This is a genomic window from Rhizobium altiplani (assembly GCF_001542405.1).
GTDB classification, from domain to species: Bacteria; Pseudomonadota; Alphaproteobacteria; order Rhizobiales; family Rhizobiaceae; genus Rhizobium; species Rhizobium altiplani.
Genome location: NZ_LNCD01000145.1, coordinates 58,361 through 80,530, shown reverse-complemented (window position 1 = coordinate 80,530; position 22,170 = coordinate 58,361). Strand labels below are relative to the sequence as shown.

The 22,170-nt window shown below is 59.6% G+C and carries 20 protein-coding genes and 1 tRNA gene; 7 read left to right on the top strand and 14 right to left on the bottom strand.

Features of this window, described 5'->3' with window-relative positions:
- Positions 1-11 precede the first annotated feature (11 nt).
- On the top strand, positions 12-1,259 hold the full coding sequence (locus AS026_RS36905; protein ID WP_025659486.1) for an NAD(P)/FAD-dependent oxidoreductase: 1,248 nt from the start codon (positions 12-14) through the stop codon (positions 1,257-1,259).
- 131 nt (positions 1,260-1,390) lie between these two features.
- Complete coding sequence (locus tag AS026_RS36900) at positions 1,391-2,611, top strand: YeeE/YedE family protein (protein WP_062375981.1); 1,221 nt, start codon at positions 1,391-1,393, stop codon at positions 2,609-2,611.
- On the opposite strand, the gene AS026_RS36895 is transcribed toward AS026_RS36900, so the two are convergent.
- From AS026_RS36895 to AS026_RS36860, 8 genes are all read right to left on the bottom strand, one after another.
- On the bottom strand, positions 2,608-3,141 hold the full coding sequence (locus AS026_RS36895; protein WP_062375977.1) for a gluconokinase: 534 nt from the start codon (positions 3,139-3,141) through the stop codon (positions 2,608-2,610). The two genes, AS026_RS36900 and AS026_RS36895, sit on opposite strands and share 4 nt — an antisense overlap.
- Before the next feature lie 52 nt (positions 3,142-3,193).
- The gene (locus AS026_RS36890; protein WP_062375973.1) at positions 3,194-4,033 is read right to left on the bottom strand and encodes a dipeptide ABC transporter ATP-binding protein; all 840 of its coding nucleotides are present in this window, start codon (positions 4,031-4,033) and stop codon (positions 3,194-3,196) included.
- Complete coding sequence (locus AS026_RS36885; protein ID WP_018856859.1) at positions 4,030-4,866, bottom strand: ABC transporter ATP-binding protein; 837 nt, start codon at positions 4,864-4,866, stop codon at positions 4,030-4,032. The genes AS026_RS36890 and AS026_RS36885 overlap by 4 nt, the downstream gene beginning before the upstream one ends.
- A 1-nt stretch (position 4,867) precedes the next feature.
- The gene (locus AS026_RS36880) at positions 4,868-5,758 is read right to left on the bottom strand and encodes an ABC transporter permease subunit (protein ID WP_018856858.1); all 891 of its coding nucleotides are present in this window, start codon (positions 5,756-5,758) and stop codon (positions 4,868-4,870) included.
- Between the two features lie 9 nt (positions 5,759-5,767).
- Positions 5,768-6,772, bottom strand: coding sequence for an ABC transporter permease subunit (locus AS026_RS36875; protein ID WP_016552833.1), 1,005 nt, complete (start codon positions 6,770-6,772; stop codon positions 5,768-5,770).
- Between the two features lie 90 nt (positions 6,773-6,862).
- Positions 6,863-8,458 carry an ABC transporter substrate-binding protein gene (locus AS026_RS36870; protein ID WP_018856857.1) on the bottom strand — a complete coding sequence of 532 codons (1,596 nt, stop codon included), beginning with the start codon at positions 8,456-8,458 and terminating at the stop codon, positions 6,863-6,865.
- A gap of 332 nt (positions 8,459-8,790) precedes the next feature.
- On the bottom strand, positions 8,791-9,273 hold the full coding sequence (gene rirA / locus AS026_RS36865) for an iron-responsive transcriptional regulator RirA (RefSeq protein ID WP_018856856.1): 483 nt from the start codon (positions 9,271-9,273) through the stop codon (positions 8,791-8,793).
- Positions 9,274-9,502: 229 nt separating this feature from the next.
- Entirely contained in the window at positions 9,503-10,999 is a 1,497-nt protein-coding gene (locus AS026_RS36860; protein WP_018856855.1) for a CoA-acylating methylmalonate-semialdehyde dehydrogenase, read from the bottom strand.
- Between the two features lie 192 nt (positions 11,000-11,191).
- Here AS026_RS36860 and AS026_RS36855 point away from each other — a divergent pair, with 192 nt between their 5' ends.
- A complete protein-coding gene (locus AS026_RS36855; RefSeq protein WP_062375969.1) occupies positions 11,192-11,506 on the top strand; it encodes a putative quinol monooxygenase in 315 nt (104 codons plus the stop codon).
- Entirely contained in the window at positions 11,503-12,384 is an 882-nt protein-coding gene (locus AS026_RS36850; protein ID WP_062375965.1) for a LysR family transcriptional regulator, read from the top strand. Before AS026_RS36855 ends, AS026_RS36850 begins: the two co-directional genes overlap by 4 nt.
- A 21-nt stretch (positions 12,385-12,405) precedes the next feature.
- On the opposite strand, the gene AS026_RS36845 is transcribed toward AS026_RS36850, so the two are convergent.
- The 3 genes from AS026_RS36845 to AS026_RS36835 form a co-directional block, all read right to left on the bottom strand.
- Positions 12,406-12,873, bottom strand: coding sequence for a DUF4174 domain-containing protein (locus AS026_RS36845; RefSeq protein ID WP_062375960.1), 468 nt, complete (start codon positions 12,871-12,873; stop codon positions 12,406-12,408).
- 63 nt (positions 12,874-12,936) lie between these two features.
- Positions 12,937-13,401, bottom strand: coding sequence for a hypothetical protein (locus AS026_RS36840; protein WP_018856851.1), 465 nt, complete (start codon positions 13,399-13,401; stop codon positions 12,937-12,939).
- Between the two features lie 243 nt (positions 13,402-13,644).
- Positions 13,645-13,890, bottom strand: a complete 246-nt coding sequence (locus AS026_RS36835) for a helix-turn-helix domain-containing protein (RefSeq protein WP_018856850.1) — start codon at positions 13,888-13,890, stop codon at positions 13,645-13,647.
- Positions 13,891-14,472: 582 nt separating this feature from the next.
- Between AS026_RS36835 and ppk2 the strand changes: the two genes are divergently transcribed.
- Entirely contained in the window at positions 14,473-15,390 is a 918-nt protein-coding gene (gene ppk2, locus AS026_RS36830) for a polyphosphate kinase 2 (protein WP_018856849.1), read from the top strand.
- Positions 15,391-15,507: 117 nt separating this feature from the next.
- Here the strand turns inward: ppk2 and AS026_RS42165 are convergent, their stop codons facing one another.
- Positions 15,508-16,242, bottom strand: a complete 735-nt coding sequence (locus AS026_RS42165) for a polysaccharide pyruvyl transferase family protein (protein WP_160330135.1) — start codon at positions 16,240-16,242, stop codon at positions 15,508-15,510.
- Between the two features lie 351 nt (positions 16,243-16,593).
- Between AS026_RS42165 and AS026_RS36820 the strand changes: the two genes are divergently transcribed.
- Entirely contained in the window at positions 16,594-17,337 is a 744-nt protein-coding gene (locus tag AS026_RS36820) for a hypothetical protein (RefSeq protein WP_062375956.1), read from the top strand.
- Between the two features lie 152 nt (positions 17,338-17,489).
- On the opposite strand, the gene AS026_RS36815 is transcribed toward AS026_RS36820, so the two are convergent.
- Both AS026_RS36815 and AS026_RS36810 read right to left on the bottom strand, forming a co-directional pair.
- Positions 17,490-17,566 (bottom strand) — tRNA-His (locus AS026_RS36815).
- 127 nt (positions 17,567-17,693) lie between these two features.
- A complete protein-coding gene (locus AS026_RS36810) occupies positions 17,694-18,143 on the bottom strand; it encodes a phasin (RefSeq protein ID WP_018856846.1) in 450 nt (149 codons plus the stop codon).
- A 215-nt stretch (positions 18,144-18,358) separates the two neighbouring features.
- Between AS026_RS36810 and AS026_RS36805 the strand changes: the two genes are divergently transcribed.
- Positions 18,359-22,033 carry a PAS domain-containing sensor histidine kinase gene (locus AS026_RS36805; RefSeq protein ID WP_062376067.1) on the top strand — a complete coding sequence of 1,225 codons (3,675 nt, stop codon included), beginning with the start codon at positions 18,359-18,361 and terminating at the stop codon, positions 22,031-22,033.
- Positions 22,034-22,170: the final 137 nt, after the last annotated feature.

Genomic DNA, 22,170 nt, shown 5'->3' with positions numbered 1-22,170 from the left:
AATGTACGGCAATGACAAAGAATGCGATTGTACTGGGCGCCGGTATCGTCGGCGTGTCGACGGCCATTCATCTGCAGCGCAGGGGTCGGCAGGTGACGCTGATCGACCGCAAGGCCCCAGGCAAGGAGACCTCGTTCGGGAATGCCGGGCTCATTCAACGCGAAGGCGTCGTGCCGTACGGTTTTCCGCAGCAACTCGGGCTTCTGATCCGCTACGCTTTCAACAACCGGATCGACGCTCACTACCACCTCAAGGCGCTGCCCGGACAGCTCGCCTTCCTTGCGCGCTACTGGTGGAATTCCGGCGCGAAACGCCATGAGATGATCTCCCGCGCCTATGCCCCGCTGATCGAGCACTCGATCTCGGAGCACAATGATCTGATCGAAGCGTCCAATGCACAGCACCTGATTCGCAAGAACGGCTGGATGGAGATTTTCCGCACGGCTGGCCGGCGCGACGCGGAATTTGCCGAGGCAGAGCGCCTTAGAGCCGAGTTCGGCGTCATGCACGAGCAGTTGGACGCCGCAGCCGTCGCGCGGCTGGAGCCTCATATCAAGGGAGATTTCGTCGGCGGCCTGCGGTGGCGCGATCCTTGGTCCGTACTCGATCCGCACGGTTTGACGATGGCCTACCGCACCTACTTCGAGAGTCTGGGCGGAAGGTGTGTCACTGGCGACGCCAATTCGCTCGGTCGCTCCGGCTCGAGCTGGCGGGTGGTCACCAGCGAGGGGGCTCTGGACGCGGAAGATGCGGTTTTGGCGCTCGGCCCCTGGGCTGCTGTTGCAACACGTCGGCTCGGCTATGCCTTCCCGCTCGGCGTCAAGCGAGGCTATCACATGCATTATGCCGCGGCAGGCGATGCGACCCTCAACAACTGGACGCTCGATGCCGAGCGCGGTTATTTCCTCGCACCTATGAGCCGGGGCATCCGGCTGACAACAGGTGCGGAATTCGCGGCACTCGATGCTCCGAAGACACCGGTGCAGCTCGATCGCGCCGAGAAGGTGGCACGCACAGTCTTTCCGCTCGGCGAGCGGCTCGATCCGGAGCCGTGGATGGGCGCCCGACCGTGCACGCCCGACATGATGCCTATCATCGGTAAGGCGCCCCGGCACGACGGGCTGTGGTTCGCATTCGGCCACGCTCATCACGGGTTGACGCTCGGGCCTGTCACCGGCCGCGCCCTGGCGGAAGCGATCACCGGCGAGGCACCGTTCATCGATATTTCGGCCTATTCGCCGCAGCGCTTCAACCCATAAGCAACGCACGCATACCAAACAGGCTCATAGAAGGACAACAATCCGCCAGACCGGCGGAAAGGAGGACCTGATTCCTCCAACGTTTACGCCGAGTTCCCTATAAGACGAGGGAAACTCTCAGGAAATCCAACATGTCTATTGCCTCCTCCCCCGCCCTCGAGACACGGCAGCCCCCGCTCGGCACGCCGGGTCTCGGCGCGCTCGTCGTTCTTGTCCTCGGCACACTACTGCTCGGCTACTATCACGGCCCGGCTCAGGGCGCACTGTTCCTTGTCGGCGGCGCCCTCGGCATTGCCCTCTATCACGCCGCCTTCGGCTTCACCTCCGCATGGCGCGTCTTCATCATGGATGGTCGCGGACGCGGCCTGCGCGTGCAGATGATCCTGCTGGCGATCGCCGTCGTGCTGTTCTTTCCGTTCCTGGCGAGCGGCACGCTGTTCGGCCATGAGGTCAAGGGTTCGGTGTCGCCCGCAGGCATCGGCGTGCTCGTCGGCGCCTTCATGTTCGGGATCGGCATGCAGCTCGGCGGCGGCTGCGCTTCCGGTACGCTGTTTACCGCCGGCGGCGGAAATGCGCGGATGCTCATCACCCTGTTCTTCTTTATCGTCGGCTCGGTGCTCGGCACCGTGAATTTCGACTGGTGGGTGAGCCTGCCGTCACTTCCACCGACCTCGCTGGTACAGAGCTTTGGCGCCATCGGCGGCATCGCGGTCTCGCTGATCATCTTTGCAGCGATCGCAGTACTGACTGTTGTCGTCGAGAAGCGCTGGCACGGCTCGCTCGAAAAGGAAGCGCCCTCCCCGCGCCGCGGCTTTTCGCGTTTCCTGCGCGGACCGTGGCCGCTTGTCCTCGGCGCTGTTGCCCTTGCCTTGCTGAACTTCGTGACTCTGTCGATCGCCGGTCGCCCCTGGGGCATCACCTCGGCTTTTGCACTTTGGGGCGCCAAGGGCGCACAGATCATCGGCATTGACCCGACCGCCTGGGCTTATTGGCAGACGCCCGCCAATGCCAAGGCGCTGGCCGACAGCGTCTTTGCGGATATCACCTCCGTCATGGATTTCGGCATCATTGCAGGTGCAGTGCTCGCCTCGTCGCTCGCCGGTCGATTTGCACCGAGCTGGGATATTCCGCTGCGTTCGGTTCTAGCTGCTGTGATCGGCGGCCTGCTGCTCGGATACGGCGCACGCATCGCCTACGGTTGTAACATCGGCGCCTATTTCTCCGGCATCTCGTCGGGCAGCCTGCATGGCTATCTCTGGGCCGTGGCCGCGTTTGCCGGCAATGTCATCGGCGTTCGCCTGCGGCCCTATTTCTTCTTCGAGATGAAGGTCCTGCTGCGGACCGACGGCTAAACAACGCCCAAAGACTTGAGATCGCGGAGCGCCGTTTCCGCCATCCCTTCGATTGTATTGTCGATATCGACGGTCACGACGCCGAGCTCGCCGGTCGGCACTTCGAGTGTCGCGAGTTGGCTTTCCAGCAAGGATGCAGGCATGAAGTGACCCTTGCGCTCACCCATCCGCTTCGTGAGCAGCTCCTTCGAGCCTGACAGATAGACAAAACAGAGTTTTCCATTCACCGCCTTGCGCAGCCGGTCGCGATAGATGCGCTTCAACGCCGAGCAGGAAACGATGACGCCCTGCCCACGATCAAGCGACGCTTTCATTGTCTGACCGATGAGGTCGAGCCAAGGCATCCGGTCGTCATCCGTCAAGGGAATGCCCTTCGACATCTTCTCGACATTCGATGCAGGATGCAGCTGGTCGCCCTCGACAAATTGCATGCCGAGGGCGTCCGAAATCTTCAGGCCGATCGAGGACTTGCCGCAACCACTGACCCCCATGACGATGATGGCGTAAGGGGTTCCGTTGGTCTCTGGCATTGCTTGTCTCTCTCAGCGTTCCGGCACTCCCGGGGACGGGAGAACGACGACCTTATGAAGCAGCGAGTGTCGCACTCTTGCGCGCAAGGCGAGCCTTGATGGTGTCAACATCCGCGCGCGGCGTGGCCGCAAACAAGGTCTTCGTATAGCTGTGCTGCGGATCGTTGAAAACCTGATCCCGCGCGCCATACTCCACAGCTTCACCGAAATACATCACCATGACGTCGTCGGCCATATAGCGGACGACCGAGAGATCGTGGCTGATGAAGACATATGTGAGGTTCAGCTCGTCCTGCAAATCCGCGAGCAGATTGAGAACCTGAGCCTGGACCGAAAGGTCGAGTGCAGACACTGGCTCATCGAGAACCAGAAGCCGCGGCTTCAGCATCAAAGCGCGGGCGATCGCGATACGCTGGCGCTGGCCGCCGGAGAACATGTGCGGATAGCGATTGAAATGGATCTCCTGCAGGCCGACCTTCTTGAGCATCGCCATCGCCAATTCGCGCCGCTCAGCGGCGGCCGTATCGGTGTTGATGATCAGGGGCTCCATCAGAATGTCGCCGATCTTCTTGCGCGGGTTCAGCGAGCCGTAGGGGTTCTGGAAGACAATCTGCACCTTGCGGCGAATTTCCGGTGTCAGATCGCCTGCAGCGATATCGACCTTCTTGCCGTCGATGAAGAGATCGCCACCGCTCGCCGGATCGATCATCGTGACGATGCGGGCGAGCGTCGACTTGCCGCAACCGCTTTCGCCGACGATCGCCAGCGTCTTGCCCTGCTCTACCTTGAAGCTCACACCCTTGACGGCGTGTACGGTTCTCTCCTTCTTGAAGAGACCGCCCGGCAGATAATAGTTGCGGACAATGTTCTTTGCTTCGAGGACTGGCGTCATTGGGCCGCTCCCTTGAAAATTTCGCCGATGGTCGGCAGTCGATCACCGGTGGCATTTTCCGGCAGGGCGGCAAGCAGCGCTCTCGTGTAATCGCTCTTGGGCGACTCGAAGAGCGACAGGACGTCGGCCTCTTCCATCTTGCGGCCCTTATACTGCACGATCACGCGATCGGCTGTCTCGGCGACAACGCCCATGTTGTGCGTGATCATGATCAGGCCCATGCGGTGCTCCGTCTGCAGCCGCATCAGGAGATCAAGGATCTGCTTCTGAATGGTGACGTCGAGCGCAGTGGTCGGCTCATCGGCAATCAAGAGCTTCGGATTGCAGGCGATTGCGATGGCGATCATGACGCGCTGGCACTGACCACCCGACATCTGGTGCGGGAAATGGCCGAGGCGCTCGGCAGGATTGGGAATACCAACGGCCTCGAACAGCTCGATGGCGCGCTTGCGCCGTGCAGCCTTGTCCAGCCCCAGATGGATTCGCAGAACTTCTTCGATCTGGAAGCCGACGGTAAAACAGGGATTGAGGCTGGCGATCGGCTCCTGGAAGATCATCGACATATCCTTGCCAATGATCTTGCGCCGCTCGCTCGCCGACATGCCAAGCAGGTTGCGGCCGTCGAAGACCATCTTGTCGGCCGTTACCTTTGCCGTCCAGGGCAGAAGGCCCATCGCCGCGAGCATGGAGACCGACTTGCCGGATCCGGATTCTCCGACGATTGCCAGGACTTCACCCGCATCCACCTTGAGCGACACGCCATCAACTGCGCGAAACGGGCCCGTGGACGTCTGAAACTCAACGGCGAGATTTTCGATTTCAAGAAGTGCCATATCAGGACCTCTTCAGCTTGGGGTCGAGCGCATCGCGCAGGCCGTCGCCCATCAGATTGATGGCAAGAACGGTGATCAGGATGCAAAGACCCGGGAAAGTGACGAGCCACGGGGAGCTCTGGAAGAATTCGCGCGCATCGGCAAGCATCGTGCCCCACTCCGATGTCGGAGGCTGGGCGCCCATTCCGAGGAAGCCGAGGGCTGCGGCATCAAGGATCGCGGCGGAGAATGCGAGCGTTGCCTGAACGATCAGCGGAGCCAGGCAGTTCGGCAGGATCGTCTTGAACATCAGACGGAAGGTGCCGGCGCCCGCGACGCGCGACGCTACGACATATTCCTTTTCGCGTTCGCTGATGACGGCGGCGCGCGTCAGTCGCACGAAATGCGGCTGGTTGACGATCGAGATGGCGATCATGGCATTGAGCAGGCCCGGTCCCAGAACGGCGACCAGCACGAGGGCCAGCAGCAGCGAAGGGAATGCCAGGATGATATCCATGACGCGCATGATGAAGGTGTCGACGCGGCCGCGGAAATAGCCTGCAACGAGGCCGAGCAGCACGCCGGCGACAGCCGACAGCGAGGCGACGACGAGGCCGATGAACAGCGAGAAGCGCGTGCCATAGATGAGGCGCGACAGCATATCGCGACCGACGGCATCCGTTCCGAGCAGGAACATCGGATTGCCCTTGTCCGACCAAACCGGCGGGACGCGCTGCATGCCGTCGAAAGGAACGTTCGGATCATGCGGGGCAATCAACGGCGCGAAGATCGCTGTCAAAAGCACGAGCAGGAAGATGCCGAAGCCGATGACGGCACCCTTGTTGCGAGAGAAATAGTACCAGAACTCAGAGAGCGCTGACGGCTGGGTCGACTTGGTGGTTATCGCACTCATAAGCCGCTCCTAGTGACGAATACGTGGGTTGATCAGACCGTACATGAGGTCGACGATCAGATTGACGATCATGATGATGCCGGCGATGAGCAGCAGGCCACCTTGAACGACGGTGTAGTCGCGCTTGAAGACCGCATCGACCATCCACTTGCCGATACCAGGCCAGGAGAAGATCGTTTCTGTCAGGATCGCGCCGCCGAGCAACACGCCGACCTGCAGACCAATCGACGTCACGACCGGGATCATCGCGTTGCGAAGCGCGTGCAGGCCAACGACGCGGATGGGGGCGAGACCCTTGGAGCGCGCGGTGCGAACATAATCTTCGCCGAGCACTTCCAGCATGGCCGAGCGCGTCTGTCGCGCGATGACCGCAAGCGGAATGGTGCCGAGAACGATCGTCGGCAGAATGAGCGAAACGAACGCCGACTTGAATGCACCGGCCTGGCCGGAGAGCAGGCTGTCGATCAGCATGAAGCCGGTGACCGGCTTGAAGAAATACATCAGCGAAATGCGGCCGGACACGGGTGTCCAATGCAGCGTGTTCGAGAAGAGAACGATGAGCAGCAGGCCCCACCAGAAGATCGGCATTGAGTAGCCGACGAGGGCAACGCCCATCACGCTCTGGTCGAACCAGGTTCCTCGCTTGACCGCGGCGAAGACGCCGGCGGGAATGCCAAGAACGATGGCAAAAATGATCGCACAAAGCGAAAGCTCAAGCGTCGCCGGAAAGAGCGAGCCGAACTCCTGCAGAACCGGGCGCTTGGTAACGATCGACGAGCCCAGATCACCCTGCACCACGTTACCGAGGTAATCCAGGTATTGAACATAGACGGGTCGATCGAGGCCGAGATCATGCATGACCTGGGCATGGCGTTCCGGCGCCATCACGCGCTCGCCCGACATCAGCATGACCGGGTCACCGGGCAGCAAGCGGATGAACGAGAAGGCGATGAGTGAAACGCCGATGAAGGTTGGGATCAGGATCGCGAGGCGTCCGATGAGAAATCGCAACATTGGCAAGTGTCCATAGTGTTCCGGCGGTCAGGTATCAAACCTGACCGCCGGCCAAGCCCGGGATTGCCGGGCATCTTTGCATAATTTTGATTACTCGGCGATATCAACGCCGTCGAAACGGTGAACACCAACCGGATCCTGCACGTAGCCGGAAACCTTGGCGCTCATCGGTACGAATTCCGTGGAGTGATCGATCGTCGCCCACGGAGCTTCCTTTTTGAAGACGACCTGCGCCTGTTCGTAGAGCTTGGTGCGCTCTGCGACGTCAGCGGTCTTCTTGGCCTTCTTCACGAGATCGTCGAATTCCTTGTTGCACCACTGTGCACGGTTGTTGCCGCCGACGGCTTCGCAGCCGAGCAGGGTGTCAAGGAAGTTGTCCGGGTCGCCGTTATCGCCGGTCCAGCCGAGGATCGCAGCGCCGTCACGGGCCTTGTCCTTGGAGAGCTTGAGGTATTCAGCCCATTCGTGGGTGACGATGTCGACCTTGACGCCGACCTTGGCAAGGTCAGCCTGCATCAGTTCAGCGGCGCGACGTGCGTTCAGCATGTACGGACGCGAAACCGGCATAGCCCAGATCTTCATGCTGAGATCCTTGACGCCAGCCTTTTCGAGCATCTTCTTTGCTTCGTCCGGGTTGTATACGTCATCCTTGATGTCGTCGTTATACGACCACATCGTCGGCGGGATCGGGTTCTTGGCAACCTGGCCAGCACCCTGGAAGACGGCCTGCACAATCGCCTGCTTGTTGATCGCCATGTTCAGCGCCTTGCGCACTTCGGCCTTGTCGAACGGAGCCTGGAGCGTGTTGTACGCGAGATAGGAAACGTTCAGGCCTGGCTGTTCCAGAACCTTCAGGTTCGAGTCCGTCTGCAGGTCCTTGATGTCAGCCGCGTTCGGATACGGCATGATGTGGCATTCGCCGGCCTTCAGCTTCTGAGCGCGGACGGAAGCGTCCGGGGTGATCGCGAACACGAGATCGTCGATCTTTTCCTTGCCCTTGAAGTAGGTTTCGTTGGCCTTGTAGCGGATGACAGCATCCGGCTGGTAGGCAACGAAGGTGTACGGACCGGTGCCGAGCGGCATCTGGTTCATCTGTTCCATCTTACCGTCAGCCTGCAGCTTGTCAGCATATTCCTTCGACAGGACGGACGCGAAGTCCATTGCCAGGTCGGCGAGGAACGGTGCTTCCGGATGGTTCAGGGTGAACTTGACGGTCAGGTCGTCGACCTTCTCGACGGACTTGATGAGTTCCGGGAAGCCCATGCCCGCGGCATATTCGTATGAAACGCCGGCAACGTACTTGGCCCAGGGGCCGTCAGCCTTCAGCTGGCGCTCGAACGAGAAGACGACGTCGTCAGCGTTCAGATCGCGGCTCGGCGTGAAGAATTCGGTCGTCTGGAACTTGACGCCCGGACGCAGCTTGAAGGTGTAGACCGTACCGTCGTCGGAAACCGTCCAGCTTTCGGCCAGGCCCGGCTCAATTTCGGTCTTGCCATGTTGGAACTCGACGAGACGGCTGTAAACCGTACGCGAGGAGGCATCGAAGGTGGTGCCTGCGGTATAAATGCCCGGATCGAAGCCTTCCGGCGACCCTTCAGAGCAGTAAACGAGCGTTTTAGACCAGGCTGCGGATGCCATGGCCGAAGCCAGGACCGTCGCGGCCAGCAAGACAGACATCTTTTTCATGATATCGTTTCCCAGGTTTGTTCTTTTATTTGAGATCCCGGGGAACCCGGAATGACGGCAGATGGAACGACATTTGTTTGCTGAAATCAACGACCGAAGTGGAAAATTCTTCCAGATGGGCAACTTTAGTAATTTTCCGCCAAAAATGGGCCGCACTTAGAAATAAACGGACTGAATAAACGTGATTCTTGTCGCATTTGGTATAATTTCGCGCCAGCTGCGACCTTTTCACACACGCGTCACGCGAAACTCCCGACAAAAAACTCCCCTAGAACGGAACGGCCGCGGCATTTGACGCTGCCGCGGCCGGATCAAAATTTCGTCATCGCCGATCAGGCAGCGGGTGCCACGACGGGGGATTTGCGGCGTTCGTGCTCGCCGGTCAGGCCCAGCAGGAAGTTGATCTGCGGCCGCGCCTTGACGAGGTCGTCAATCGAATATTGCGCCAGCACGTCGAAGAAAGCGTTGAGGGCCTTGCGCAAGGCGGAGTTCAAACCGCAGCTGTCGACAAGCGGGCATTCGACCATGCCGTCATCCTCGAAACACTCTGCCATTGCAAAACTGTCTTCCGTGACGCGAACCACGTCGAAGAGGCTGATGTCTTTCGCAGGCTTGCCGAGCCGAACGCCACCGTTGCGACCGCGAACCGTCTCGACCAACCCTGCCTTGTTCAGAGGCTGCAGGATCTTGAACAGAAAGAGTTCGGAAACACCGTATGCCTTGGCAATCTCCGGAATCCGGCTCAGCTGCCCCTCATTGGCAGCACAATACATCAACATGCGAACCGCATAGTTGGTCTGCTTGGTCAAACGCATGCCGATCTCCAGAATCGTCAGTTACACGTGGTCTATATAGTGGCTTTGCTAGTTTTGAACAATTCCAAAATATGAAAATCATAATCATCTTATGTGAGACGGATTGCCGCGACGTTATTTGGTCCGGAACCCGGGATCATGTCACGCGAGACTTTCGGTCACGGCCAGAACCACGTTCAACGCAAATTGGGGGCCGAAGCCCCCAACTCAATAACATCGTTCGTTCGTCTTACTTCATCGTCGGCATGACGAATTCGGCGCCGTCCTTGATGCCCGAGGGCCAGCGGGCGGTAATCGTCTTCGTCTTGGTCCAGAACTTGATCGAGTCCGAACCATGCTGGTTGAGGTCACCGAAGCTCGAGGCCTTCCAGCCGCCGAAGGAATGATAGGCCAGAGGAACCGGGATCGGGACGTTGATGCCGATCATGCCGATGTTGATGCGCGAGGCGAAGTCACGGGCGGCATCGCCGTCGCGGGTGTAGATCGCGACACCGTTGCCGTATTCGTGCTTCATCGGCAGGTCGAGCGCTTCCTCGTAGTTCTTGGCACGGACGACGGAGAGAACGGGCCCGAAGATCTCCGTCTTGTAGATATCCATGTCCGGCGTGACATGATCGAACAGCGTACCGCCGACGAAATATCCGTCTTCATAACCCTGCAGCTTGAAGCCGCGGCCATCGACGACGAGCTTTGCACCCTGCTCGACGCCACGATCGATCAGTCCGTTGACGCGGGCGTAGGCTTCCTTGGTAACGAGCGGACCCATATCGGCCTTCTCGTCCGTGTAGGGGCCGATACGCAGCGATTCGATCTTCGGCGTCAGCTTTTCGACGAGGCGATTGGCGGTTTCCTCGCCGACCGGGACGGCGACCGAGATCGCCATACAGCGTTCGCCGGCAGAGCCGTAACCTGCGCCCATCAGTGCGTTGACGGCCTGGTCCATGTCTGCATCAGGCATGATGATCATGTGGTTCTTCGCGCCGCCGAAGCACTGGGCGCGCTTGCCGTTCATGGCGGCCGTTCCGTAGACGTAGCGGGCAATCGGCGTGGAGCCGACGAAGGAGACCGCGCCAATATCCGGATCCGTCAGGATAGCGTCGACGGCAGCCTTGTCGCCATTGACGACGTTGAGGATGCCTGCCGGGAGGCCTGCTTCGATCATGAGTTCGGCGAGACGCAGCGGCACGGACGGGTCGCGCTCGGACGGCTTCAGGATGAAGGCGTTGCCGCAGGCTATTGCCGGCGCAAACATCCACATCGGGATCATGGCCGGGAAGTTGAACGGGGTGATGCCCGCACCGATGCCGACCGCCTGGCGCATGGAGTACATGTCGATTGCCGGGCCGGCGCCTTCCGTGAATTCACCCTTCTGCAGATGCGGAATACCACAGACGAATTCGCAGACCTCAAGACCACGAACGATGTCGCCCTTGGAATCTTCGACTGTCTTGCCGTGCTCGGTCGAGAGGAGGACAGCGAGTTCATCCATGTGCTTGTTCAGCAATTCGACGAACTTGAAGAAGACGCGGGCGCGGCGCTGCGGGTTCGTCGCCGCCCACTTTGGCTGAGCGGCCTTGGCGTTCTCGACTGCGGCGCGCAGTTCCTCGACATTTGCCAGCGCCACAGTGGCCTGGACTTCGCCGGTTGCCGGGTTGAAGACGTTGCTGGTGCGGCCGCTGGTGCCGGCGACGTGCTTACCGCCGATGAAATGACCGATCTCACGCATGGATGTGCCTCCTCCTGTTTTTGGATGCCGAAACAATCACACTTCAATTTGCACAAATCAATGCGCTGAGATAAGCAACCGTTGTGCGTAAATTGAAGCCCAGCTGATCGAGCTGATGCTTCTCTCAAGGTCCACGCAGGACTCCGCTAGACTACCACGGTCGATGCAAACTGAAGAGGAGATAGTGCTTCGATGAGCAGGAAACTGGTTGTCAGAATGGCCGAGCTCGAAATCGATCCCGACCAGCTTGAAATCTATCGCCTTCTGTTGACCGAGGAGATCGAGGCCTCTGTCGCACTGGAGCCCGGCGTTCTGTCGCTGAACGCCGTTTCCCTCAAGGACAGTCCGCAAAAGATCCGTATCCTCGAGGTCTATGCGAACCAGGCAGCCTACGAAGCGCACCTGCAGACACCGCATTTCCTGAAATACAAGAACAGAACCGTGGGAATGGTGAAGTCCCTGACGCTCATCGACGTCGACCCGATCATGATGCGTGGCAAGCCATGAACTGGGACGATGTCCGCATTTTCCTGGCCGTGGCCCGCACCGGGCAGATCCTTGCCGCCTCGAAACGTCTGGGGCTCAACCATGCCACCCTCTCTCGACGGCTCACCTCGTTGGAAGAGGCGCTGAAGAGCCGCCTCTTCGTCCGCCGCACAAATGGCTGCGAGCTGACGGCCGAGGGCGAGGTTTTCCTCGCCTCTGCGGAGCGGATGGAAACCGAAATGCTGTCTGTGCAGGCAAATCTTGGCCGTACCGATACGGCAATCGCCGGGACGGTGCGGGTGGGAGCGCCCGACGGTTTCGGCGTTTCCTTTCTCGCGCCCCGCATGGGTCGACTGATCGAGCGTCATCCGGAACTGAAGATCCAGCTTGTGCCGGTGCCGCGATCATTCTCGCTTTCACAGCGTGAGGCGGATATCGCCATAACGCTGGAGCGGCCCGAACAAGGCCGGCTCGTGTCGGCCAAGCTCACCGACTACACGCTCGGCCTTTATGCATCACGAAGCTATGCCGAACTTAATGGCCAGCCCGCCAACGTCGAGGCGCTGAAACAGCACCGGCGGATCGGCTATGTTGAGGACCTGATCTTTTCCCAATCGCTGAACTTCACCGGCGAGGTGATGCGGAACTGGAACGCCGCCTTCGAGATTTCTTCAGCGACGGGGCAAACAGAAGCCGTGCTTTCCGGCGCCGGGATCGGCATCCTGCACGACTATATTGCCCGGCAGAATCTCGAACTCGTGCGCATCCTGCCCGATATCTCGATCCGGCGAGCGTACTGGACCACGTTTCATGAAAGCGCACGCGACCTCGTGCGGGTGCGTACCGTTTCCGATTTCCTGCAGGAACTCGTGGCCGCCGAGCGCCACATATTCCTGTAACATCGGGTCAACGCGGCAGGGTCAGTCGCGCTTCTCAGATTCTTCGCTCGTCTGCTGCTTCTCTGCCGCAACTTCGGCAGCGCGCACCGGCATGCTGTCGATGATCGCAAACAGTTCGGCGCTGGTGACCGGCTCGCTCGCCTTGAGCTTTACCGTTCCATCTTTGCCGACGAGAAAGGCTGCGAACTCTCCGGCAGTCGGATCACCCAAATCGCGGGCAATCGCCGCAGCGTCCAGCTTTTCGCCAGCGCCGAATAGCTCCCTGACACTGCCGCCGACGATCTTGAGAATGACCATATCGCGGTCCTGCAAGGCATCGCGATCGGCAAGCAACTGGTTTTCCTGGCGAGCAGCCCGCGCGTTTCCCTTGTCTGCAAAGATGACAAGGACACGGTTCCGCCACTGGAATTGCTCAAGGCTCGCAATGGCGGAATAGGCTTCGTTGCCTTCATCCACCTTGGTCGCGCCATATAGAAGCGTCTTCGACATGCGCATTTCTCCTATCGACTAGAACGTCCAAGGAGCGAGCGCGGTTCCATCCCAATCGATCGCTTAGCTGCGCCAGGATTTTCGCGACTGCCACAAGGCGCCGAACAGGATGAGCAACAGCGGAACGCTGCCATAGGACAAGGAGACTTGCGCCAACTGATCCAGTCTCTGGGGAGGTGCATCAACCGCGATCGGATTGCGTATAAGGCTCGCGCTGAGACTATAGGCAGCGCGCGAGACGGCCGCGACCGCGATGATCAATCCGGCCATGTCGATGAAGCGCGAATGTGCCCGCATGCTATCGATGACAACGGTAGAAAGGCCGCACAGAAAGGCCACCAGCAGCAGATAGGCCGCCCCACCCAGCAACCGGAAATCCCCGAGAACGATATCGTCCGACTCGCTGACCAAGCTGACTTTCAGGACTGGGAGCAAGACCGCAAGAATGGCAAGGACGGCAAGCGCGCTACGCTTGATGAGCTCGTTCAAATCAATCCGCGTGGCGCCAATGCGTCGAGCCCGGCTCATTGCCCTCTCCTCTATACACAAAACCGCCGAAGTGCACAGGCACCCGGCTCGTTCGAGGGCGGACATTTGCGATGAAGTTGCTAACGCACCGGACAATCAGCGGCGGTAAAATTACCCTTCGCGAGCAAGAGCGTTCAGCGGTTCGGAGGAGATGGTTAAGAAAGGATGAAGGGCGGTGTTGCAGGCGTTTTTGGGAGAGGCAAGGCCAGGCGGGCGACTGCCTGCCCGGCCCTGAGGTTATTATCACATCGGAGCAAACGATGAGAGCGGCACCTGCAATGCAGAGGCGATCCGCTTGAGCTTGGCGGGATCAGCATCCTCACCACTCTCGATTTCCTCAATCTCATTAACAACCAGGCCACAAGTCACTGCGAGGTCGTCGAGGCTATAGCCTACGGCCTCTCGAGCGGCACGTACAGCAGCGGCTACATTCACGGCCGAAACGGCGGTAGCCTTGGATGCATCCAGATTGCTGAGCGAAATGGACATTTACGTCTCCTTCTGAAATCACTCTGAATTAACCCCCGACCGGAAAATGACACCCCCGATCACGATTTGCAATGCAGTACGGTTAATCCGTGATCAACGAGAGCGCAGCAACGGAGCCTCGGGCGAGTGGGCAAAATCTGATTGCCCCTTGTTAGCAAAGCACATTTTCCTGACCGCCTCGCCGGCCACATGGACGTTGCCACCTGTTGAAAAAACCTCTCGCACGCGGCGATTTGTCACCTATTCTTAGGCATGGGCGCATGTTTCGGGCGAATCATTTGCGGCCGAAACTGGGCAAATGAGACGACAAAGGCCGGGAGACGAGTTCTCGATGAAAGCGCATCCGCGGTTCATGTGACACCGCCCCTAGGTTACTGCCCGGCCCTCATTCACTCGGCGGGCGCACGCAAAAAGCGACCACTCTTCGAACGCAGCAAAGCCCACGCCGAGTGTCACAGGAGGTTCATTCTAAGGGAATAAATCCGACTAAGGATCTGCTGGAAGATGACGACTGTTCAGAGACATCGTCGCCATGCCGCCAGGTTTCAAACCGCGCCACGAACGCATCGAGGGTGAACGCCTATGAACAACATATCCGACATCAACCAGTCCGATTGGCTCGAAGCCGAACTGGCCGACACCATCGATGAGGACTACGAGCTGGAACTCTCGGAGCCGGCGCTGTCAGACGCGATCCGCAAAATCTATCGCAACGCCCATCCGGCATCGATCCCGCGGCTCGACTATTTTCGCGCGCTGCTTTCGCTGCAGGCGGAGTTGATCAAGCTTCAGGATTGGGTGGTCTATAATAAGGAGAAGGTCGTCGTGATCTTCGAGGGTCGCGACTCCGCCGGAAAGGGCGGCGTGATCAAGCGCATCACGCAACGCCTCAATCCGCGGGTTGTCCGCGCCGTCGCCCTGCCCGCGCCTTCCGACCGCGAGAAGACTCAGTGGTACTTCCAGCGCTATGTCCCGCATCTGCCTGCCGGGGGCGAAATCGTTCTTTTCGACCGCTCCTGGTACAATCGCTCGGGCGTGGAGCGGGTGATGGGCTTTGCGAGCGAGGACCAGGTCGAGGAGTTCTTCAACGACGTGCCGGAATTCGAACGCATGCTCGTTCGCTCAGGCATCCGGCTTGTCAAATACTGGTTCTCGATCACCGATGAAGAGCAACAGATGCGCTTCCTCGTGCGCATCCACGACCCGCTGAAGCAGTGGAAGCTTTCGCCGATGGACCTGCAATCGCGCGTCCGCTGGGAAGGCTATACCAAGGCGAAGGAAGAGACCTTCGCGCGCACCAACATTCCGGAAGCCCCGTGGCATATCGTCGAAGGCAACGACAAGAAGCGGGCACGGCTGAACTGCATCGATCACCTGTTGCGTCAGATCCCTTACACTGAGGTGCCGCACGAGGAGATCACCCTGCCCAACCGCGTCTTCAATCCGGACTACGAGCGCAAGGTGCTGCCGCCAGAACTCTACGTTCCATCGAAGTATTGATTGGTATGCGCGTGGGGGGAACGGGTGCTCTGGCTAAGCTTTCCGGGTTCGCCGGTGATAAGCCTTTGAGACCGACCATTCTTGGAGAGCGATCAGGATGGCCCAGAATCTTGGAAGTCACTTGAAAGGAAACGACGAAACTAGCTGGTCAAGCAACTGGTTGCTTGGCGTGGAGACAGTTAGGTCTTCGCCCTTGATTCCATTGCTCAATATTTCATGGAACTCGACCGGAGGCGAAAACGCAACTCCTCGCTGTGCCTCATAGTCTCTGAACTTGAAGCCATCGCCTTTAATAGAGTTTTCAGGCGCTACCCACCTTGACGGTACAACGTACGCATCGGCGACAATGAGCCCGTGCAAGCTGCTGGAGACGATCACGTCACACGCCGAAATCAGCTCGCAAATCTCCTTCGGCTTCTGCAGGAGATCGATAATCTGCCATCCTTTAGGAAGGCTGCTCGCGTACCTGTCCCTGAAAAGCGGAAGGGTTGCAAAATGAGGGATAATTCCAACAGCGAATTGCTTAATGCCCCGCATAGGCCAGAGCCTGGGGAGAAGGAGAGCCGGGTCGCCCAACGGCAAACGTTGCTTCACTCTCGCGGCCGTGAGCGGCCCGCGGACGGCATGAAATTTCAATCGTTGCGGCCACACGGCCGCAGAATTCTCGTTCATGAAACCCGAGCCCCAGACATGCAGCGTTCTCCAGGGACGTCTTGAAAGAAGCGGAACACTCGCGCCCTTCTTTCTTCTGTAATAGGAGTCCAGAATGCTGCCAACGCCGAGGAGTTCCGCGGAGCCATGCTTGACGTAGTTGGCTTTGAGGCCAAACATTCCCTCCAGCAAATCAGCCATTAGGTTGTCGCCGAAGTTCTCCGCCTCCTGACCGAACCGGCTACCTACGGAAGCCGCATATACATTAATAGTCCGGGACATCACATACGCTCGCAGAGCCAAAGACTTCGATCTGAAGCAGATCGAGGTAATCGGCGGTTGACGCTTCGAACGGAAAAACACCAAGGGCGCGATCTCATTGGCGCTGAATTTTCTCCTTTCAGATGCCACGAAAAGCCCAGTCGCGTTCTTGAGTTTGCCCTTTCTCTTACGATTTTTTTCACTACGGACTCCAAATCCATGTCGGGTTCGCATACACGGTTGCTTGGGCGAAAGCCAGCCAATTGGTGGCAATCTGTAGGTGACGCAAAAGTGAAAATCGACGTAACGATCATTGCCGGTCGTCGACCGGAACTCCTGCGCGCGACACTGGACAGCTTCTCCCATCGAGCATTTGCCCACCACGATGTGCAAAACGTCTTCGTAAATATTGATCCCATATTCGGAGACGAGGCTGACTTAGGGGCCTGCGTCGAAGTCGTAAGGCGCTACTTCCCATCACCTGTTATTTTCACGCCTTTTGACGCGGGCTTTGGTTCCGCGGTGAAAAGGCTCTGGTCGTCGACGACGAGCGGCTTCGTCATGCACCTGGAAGACGACTGGCTGGCGTTGGATGACATCGACTCTCGCATCGAGGCTTGTTTCGAGTCTGAGAACGTCAAGCAGGCATCATTCCACACTGCCAATCAAAACTGGGACATAGCGAGGCGGGGATATCTTCATAGGCGCAGGCGCTACACGACCATCTTAGGCATCAAGCTTCCGCTTCCTAGAACTTATCCGAAATTCACGACATCTCCCTCGGTTATTGAGGGCAATTTCGCCAGGATGAGCGCCGTTCTTATGGACCCGCTCTTCGATCCGGAGAAGCAATTCTATTCAGGTGTGAATTCGGCCTTGGAGCGCGCCGTCGCAGGCTACGATAACTATATATTCTCTCCGGACCGCAAGCCGATAGTTGAGGACACCGGACGCACGTGGCGGGAAGAACGGGGCATCTCGAAAAACATTCGCAATGCCACCTCTTTTTGGGAGGGCGCGGACGGCGGAAGCTGACCCGACGAGCTTTCGGCGGTATTGCCACGCCAATTGCAGAACGCCTAGACCTTCAACGCGCCAGATGTTCGAGACAAGTTCCAAGTAGCATTCCCGGAACATGGTTCCCGGGCGGACAGGGTCGGTTGTACTCTGATTTCATTGTGGAAGAATGGTACGGTTGGGGGGTCTCGAACCTCCGACCTCAGGTGCCACAAACCTGCGCTCTAACCAACTGAGCTACAACCGCACAAGTCGCGTCCGACGCGACGGGGGTCACATACGAGGACTTGGAAATTAATTCAAGCCCTATCTCGCCCCAATATACAAAAAGGCCGGACAAATGGTCCAGCCTCTTCGTGTGTCCTGTTAAAGAATCAGGCCGCCTTGAAGGAGGCCATGACCTTTTCAGCTGCTTCCTTGGAAGGCTTCGCAAGCTTTTCGGCAACCTGCTTGGAGGTTTCCTGCATGGTCTTCGCCTGCTCGATCGTCAGCTCGACCTGCTTGCGCAGGAAAGTCGTCTGGAGTTCGACGAGCTCGGCGACCGACTTGACTGCAAGCAGCGCTTCCATGTGGGTCAGCGAGTTTTCCGCGTTCGTGCGCAGAGCGTCGATCGCCTTGTGGCCGATTTCAACAGCGCCGGCCTGGGCAGTCTGAACCGTGACTTCGAGCGTCTTGCTCGCTTCTTCGCCGGCGCTCTTCATCTTGGCATAGGCTTCACGCGACTGCTGTGCGCCCTTTTCCGCGAAGTCGCGGAAAGATTCAGTGAACTTGGAAGGATCAAACGACGACATTGAAAAAACGTCGTCCATCTTTATGTTAGCCATTGGTTTGCGCTCCTTTTGCCTCGGCATGCGTGATGGCCTCGTAGGTTAGATGTCCATTATATAGCGCAGATTCTTGTGCATTGCAACATACTTGTGCGGCGCACAATGCGTTAACCTTTCCAGCCGAAAGCCGGACGCCGTTCTGGACCCCGTTCCGGGCTATCGTTATTAATAGACTATTAATTTTCACGATGACCGAAGCCGAAGGTTCGATCATGCCCGCAGTGCAGTACCCGTTCATCGACATCGCCGTGCATGCCCGGGTACGGGAACGCTTTTCGCGTGGCGAAGCGATGGTGCTGCTGTCGGCGGATCTCGGCCGCGCGCTCTGGGCGAACGGCGCCGGCGCCGAGCTCTTCGGGCAATCGGCGGTCTACGATCTGCTCGACCAAGGCATAAATGCGGCTGACATCACCTTTCGCCAGCTGGAAGCCACAGCCCGGCAGCTCGTGAATGTCGGCGACAGCCGCAACTTTCTGATCCGCATTGCCCGGGGCTTCCAACGTGTTGCCGTTCAGGCAACTGTCGAACTGATCCGCCTTTCCTCCGGGGAGCGCGCCGTTCTTCTGTCCCTGCCGGTTGCGACCAACGCCCTGTCGATCAAGGCATCCGCCGAACGGATGCTCAAGGGGCTCGACGATCCGGATACGCATATGGCTGTGATCGGCGCCGACGGCGAAATCATCGCCGCGTCGCCCGGTTTTGCCGCGCTGGGCGTCACGGAGCAAACCGCCAAGGCCATGACGACGCTTGCGGGCGGCCACGCGGACCGATTGGTGAAACGGCCCGTTGCCACCGGCAAGGGCCTCCTTCCGGCCGCCGTCGGACGACTCAGTGACGAGCCGGCCCTCAATCTCCTATTCGCCGTTGAAACCGTCATCGGGCATCTCGACCCGATCGACTCTCAGGCGCCCGCAGAGGACTTTTCCACAGCCGCCGTTAACCATAAGGAGGCACCGCAGGTCGCGAGCTTTGTCGACGCGATCGATGCCATTGCTGGCATCGAGGACATGGAAGAGCTTCCCGAGGAGAACAATCACGAGGGCGAACCCGAAGCCATGACCACGGAAGCTGCCGCAATCGCCGAGGAGGCGATCGGCGCTGAAGCGATGGGCCAGGAAGCCGAGCCGCTGCCTACTCCGACGGACGAGGCCGCCGAGGAACCGAACGCAACCGAGACAACGCCGGAACGCCTGACGGATGAACCCGCTGTGGCCGCTGCCTTCGCATACAGTCCTGCGGAAGCACCAGCAACCGAACATGTCAGAGCCGCCGCCGATCAGGATGCCGCCGTCGCCCCTGAGATAGAGCAGTCGGAGCCAGCCCGGGCCGCCAAGGCGGGTACCTTTGTGTTCAATCCAAATAGCCGCGCGACCCGATTTGTTTGGAAAATCGACGCGGCGGGACGGTTCAGCGAGGTGTCGAGCGAATTTGCCGAGGCGGTCGGACCACATGCGGCTGACGTCGTCGGCACGCCCTTCAGCGATATTTCGGCACTCTTCAATCTCGATCCCGATGGCAAGATCAGCGAAGCTCTGGCGCGGCGCGACACATGGTCGGGCAAGACAATCAACTGGCCGATCGAAGGGACGAGTCTGGCAGTCCCGGTCGACCTCGCGGCCCTGCCCACCTACACCCGAAGCCGGGAATTCGACGGTTTTCGCGGCTTCGGTGTCGTGCGCCTGTCCGATGCCGCCGAAGATCCTTTGGCGCTAGGCCTGACACTTGGCCCGAACGGCATCGACGCGGCAGCGCTCGAGCAGCAGGCGGAAACCTCTGAAGACGCAGCGTTGTCGGCGCTCGCCGATGAAGTGGCGACCAGCGAGCCGACGGTGGTGGAGACGACCGCCCCGGCTTTCGAGCCGGCTGCAGAAGAGGCCGCAACCACCGAAGCTGACATTGAGGCGACACCCGAGCCGACGAAAACACAACCATCAGCAGAGCCGCCGGCCCTGCGGATCGTCGAAAGTCCGAGCCGCCGCCTGACCGACAAGATCGTACAGCTCCACGGGGCCGGGCCGCAGCTCACCTCCGCCGAGCAGGCAAATTTCCGCGAGATCGCCAAGCGTCTCGAAGCCTTCGGCGTTCGCGAGCCGCGCAGCGACGACGAGCCTCGGGTAAGCGAAACCGGGAAGCGCGACATCGCGGCAGCGGAAACGCCGAAGGCCAGTATGCTTGCTGATCAATCCTCCGCATTCGAGGACGATTCGATAGACGCCTCGCCTGAACAGAAAGAGGGTGACGAGGCACAGCCTTCTGTCAACGAACCCGAGACGGTCACTTCGGCCTCCGCACCCGACGACGGTGTGACCGAGGGGTTGGAAGAAACCGTCAGCCAGATGGATATGCTGGCGAGCTTCATTCCGCCGCGCGCAAAAATGGGCGCCGGCCTGTCCGCGGCTGCCATCGACCAGCTGCCTGTCGCCGTCCTCGTGCATGCGGGCGACCAGTTGATCCACGCCAACCCGGAATTCATGCGACTGACCGGCTACAAGTCGCTGGAAGCCCTGGGCGAGGTCGGTGGCATCGATGCGCTGCTGCAGCGCTCGGAGCTCGAAGGAAGTGCCGGCCGCTCCGGTTCGATGATGCTGGTAACGGTCGATGATAGTCTCGTTCCGGTCACGGCGCGGCTGCAGTCCATTCGCTGGGAGGAAAGCAGCGCCTTGATGCTGGCGTTGATGCCGGCGGCAAGCGACGCGGCAGTTCGCGCGCGCCCTGCGCCGCCCGCAGAGCCTCGTTCGTTCGAAAGGATGCTGGAGAAGGTCGCCAAGCTGCAGGTGGAAGTCGAAGAACTGCGCTCGATCCTGGAAACGGCGACCGACGGCGTCGTGGTGATCGGCGCTGAAGGCGACATCCGCTCGATGAACCGCTCGGCAAGCGCGCTGTTCAACTACGATGAGGACGAGACCCGCGGAAAGCCCTTCGTCATGCTGTTTGCGCATGAGAGCCAAAGAGCTGTGCTCGATTACCTCGGCGGCCTCTCGGGCCACGGCGTCGCAAGCGTGCTTAACGATGGCCGCGAAGTCATCGGACGCGAAGCCGGCGGCGGCTTCGTGCCGCTGTTCATGACGATGGGACGCCTCACCTCCTCGAGCGGCTATTGCGCGGTCATCCGCGATATCACCCAGTGGAAGCGTACCGAGGATGAACTGCGCAGCGCCAAGAGCGCAGCGGAGACGGCGAGCGAACACAAGACCGACTTCCTCGCGCGCGTCAGCCATGAGATCCGTACGCCCCTCAATGCGATCATCGGCTTTTCCGACATGATGGCGAGCGAGCGCTTCGGCCCGATCGGGCATCCGCGCTATGTCGAGTATGCCAACGACATCGGTCGTTCCGGACGCCATGTCCTCGATATCGTCAACGACCTGCTGGATATCTCGAAGATCGAGGCCGGCGAAATGGACCTCGATTTCGGCGCCATCGACCTGAACGAGGCGGTTTCGGAGGCGGTCTCGCTCCTCCAGCCGCAGGCCAACAGCCAGCGAGTCATCATCCGCACAGCCCTATCCCAGGCCGTGCCTGACGTCGTCGCCGACCTCCGTTCGGTCAAGCAGATTGCACTCAACATCCTGTCGAACTCGATACGGTTCACGCCGGCGGGCGGACAGATTGTCGTCTCCACCTCCTATGAGGCAAACGGCAGCGTCGTCTTGCGGGTGCGCGATACCGGCGTCGGCATGACACGGAGCGAACTGGACCAAGCCATGAAGCCGTTCCGTCAGGTGTCCGCGCAGTCTCGGCCGCGTGGCGAAGGTACGGGACTCGGCCTGCCGCTGACCAAGGCGATGGTCGATGCCAACCGGGCCATTTTCGCGATCAGTTCCGCACCCAACGAAGGCACGCTGGTAGAGATCGCCTTCCCGTCACAGCGGGTCCTTGCAGGCTGAACCAAAAAAGGCAGCCGGAGGGGCTGCCTGAGAGTTGGGGTGTGCTGTTCAACAAGGGCTTAGTTAAGCAACATCATGTTTCAGGAGCCCAAGGCTCCGGCTGCCTCGTTCATCTGCAGCCCCAAGTTAAATTCATT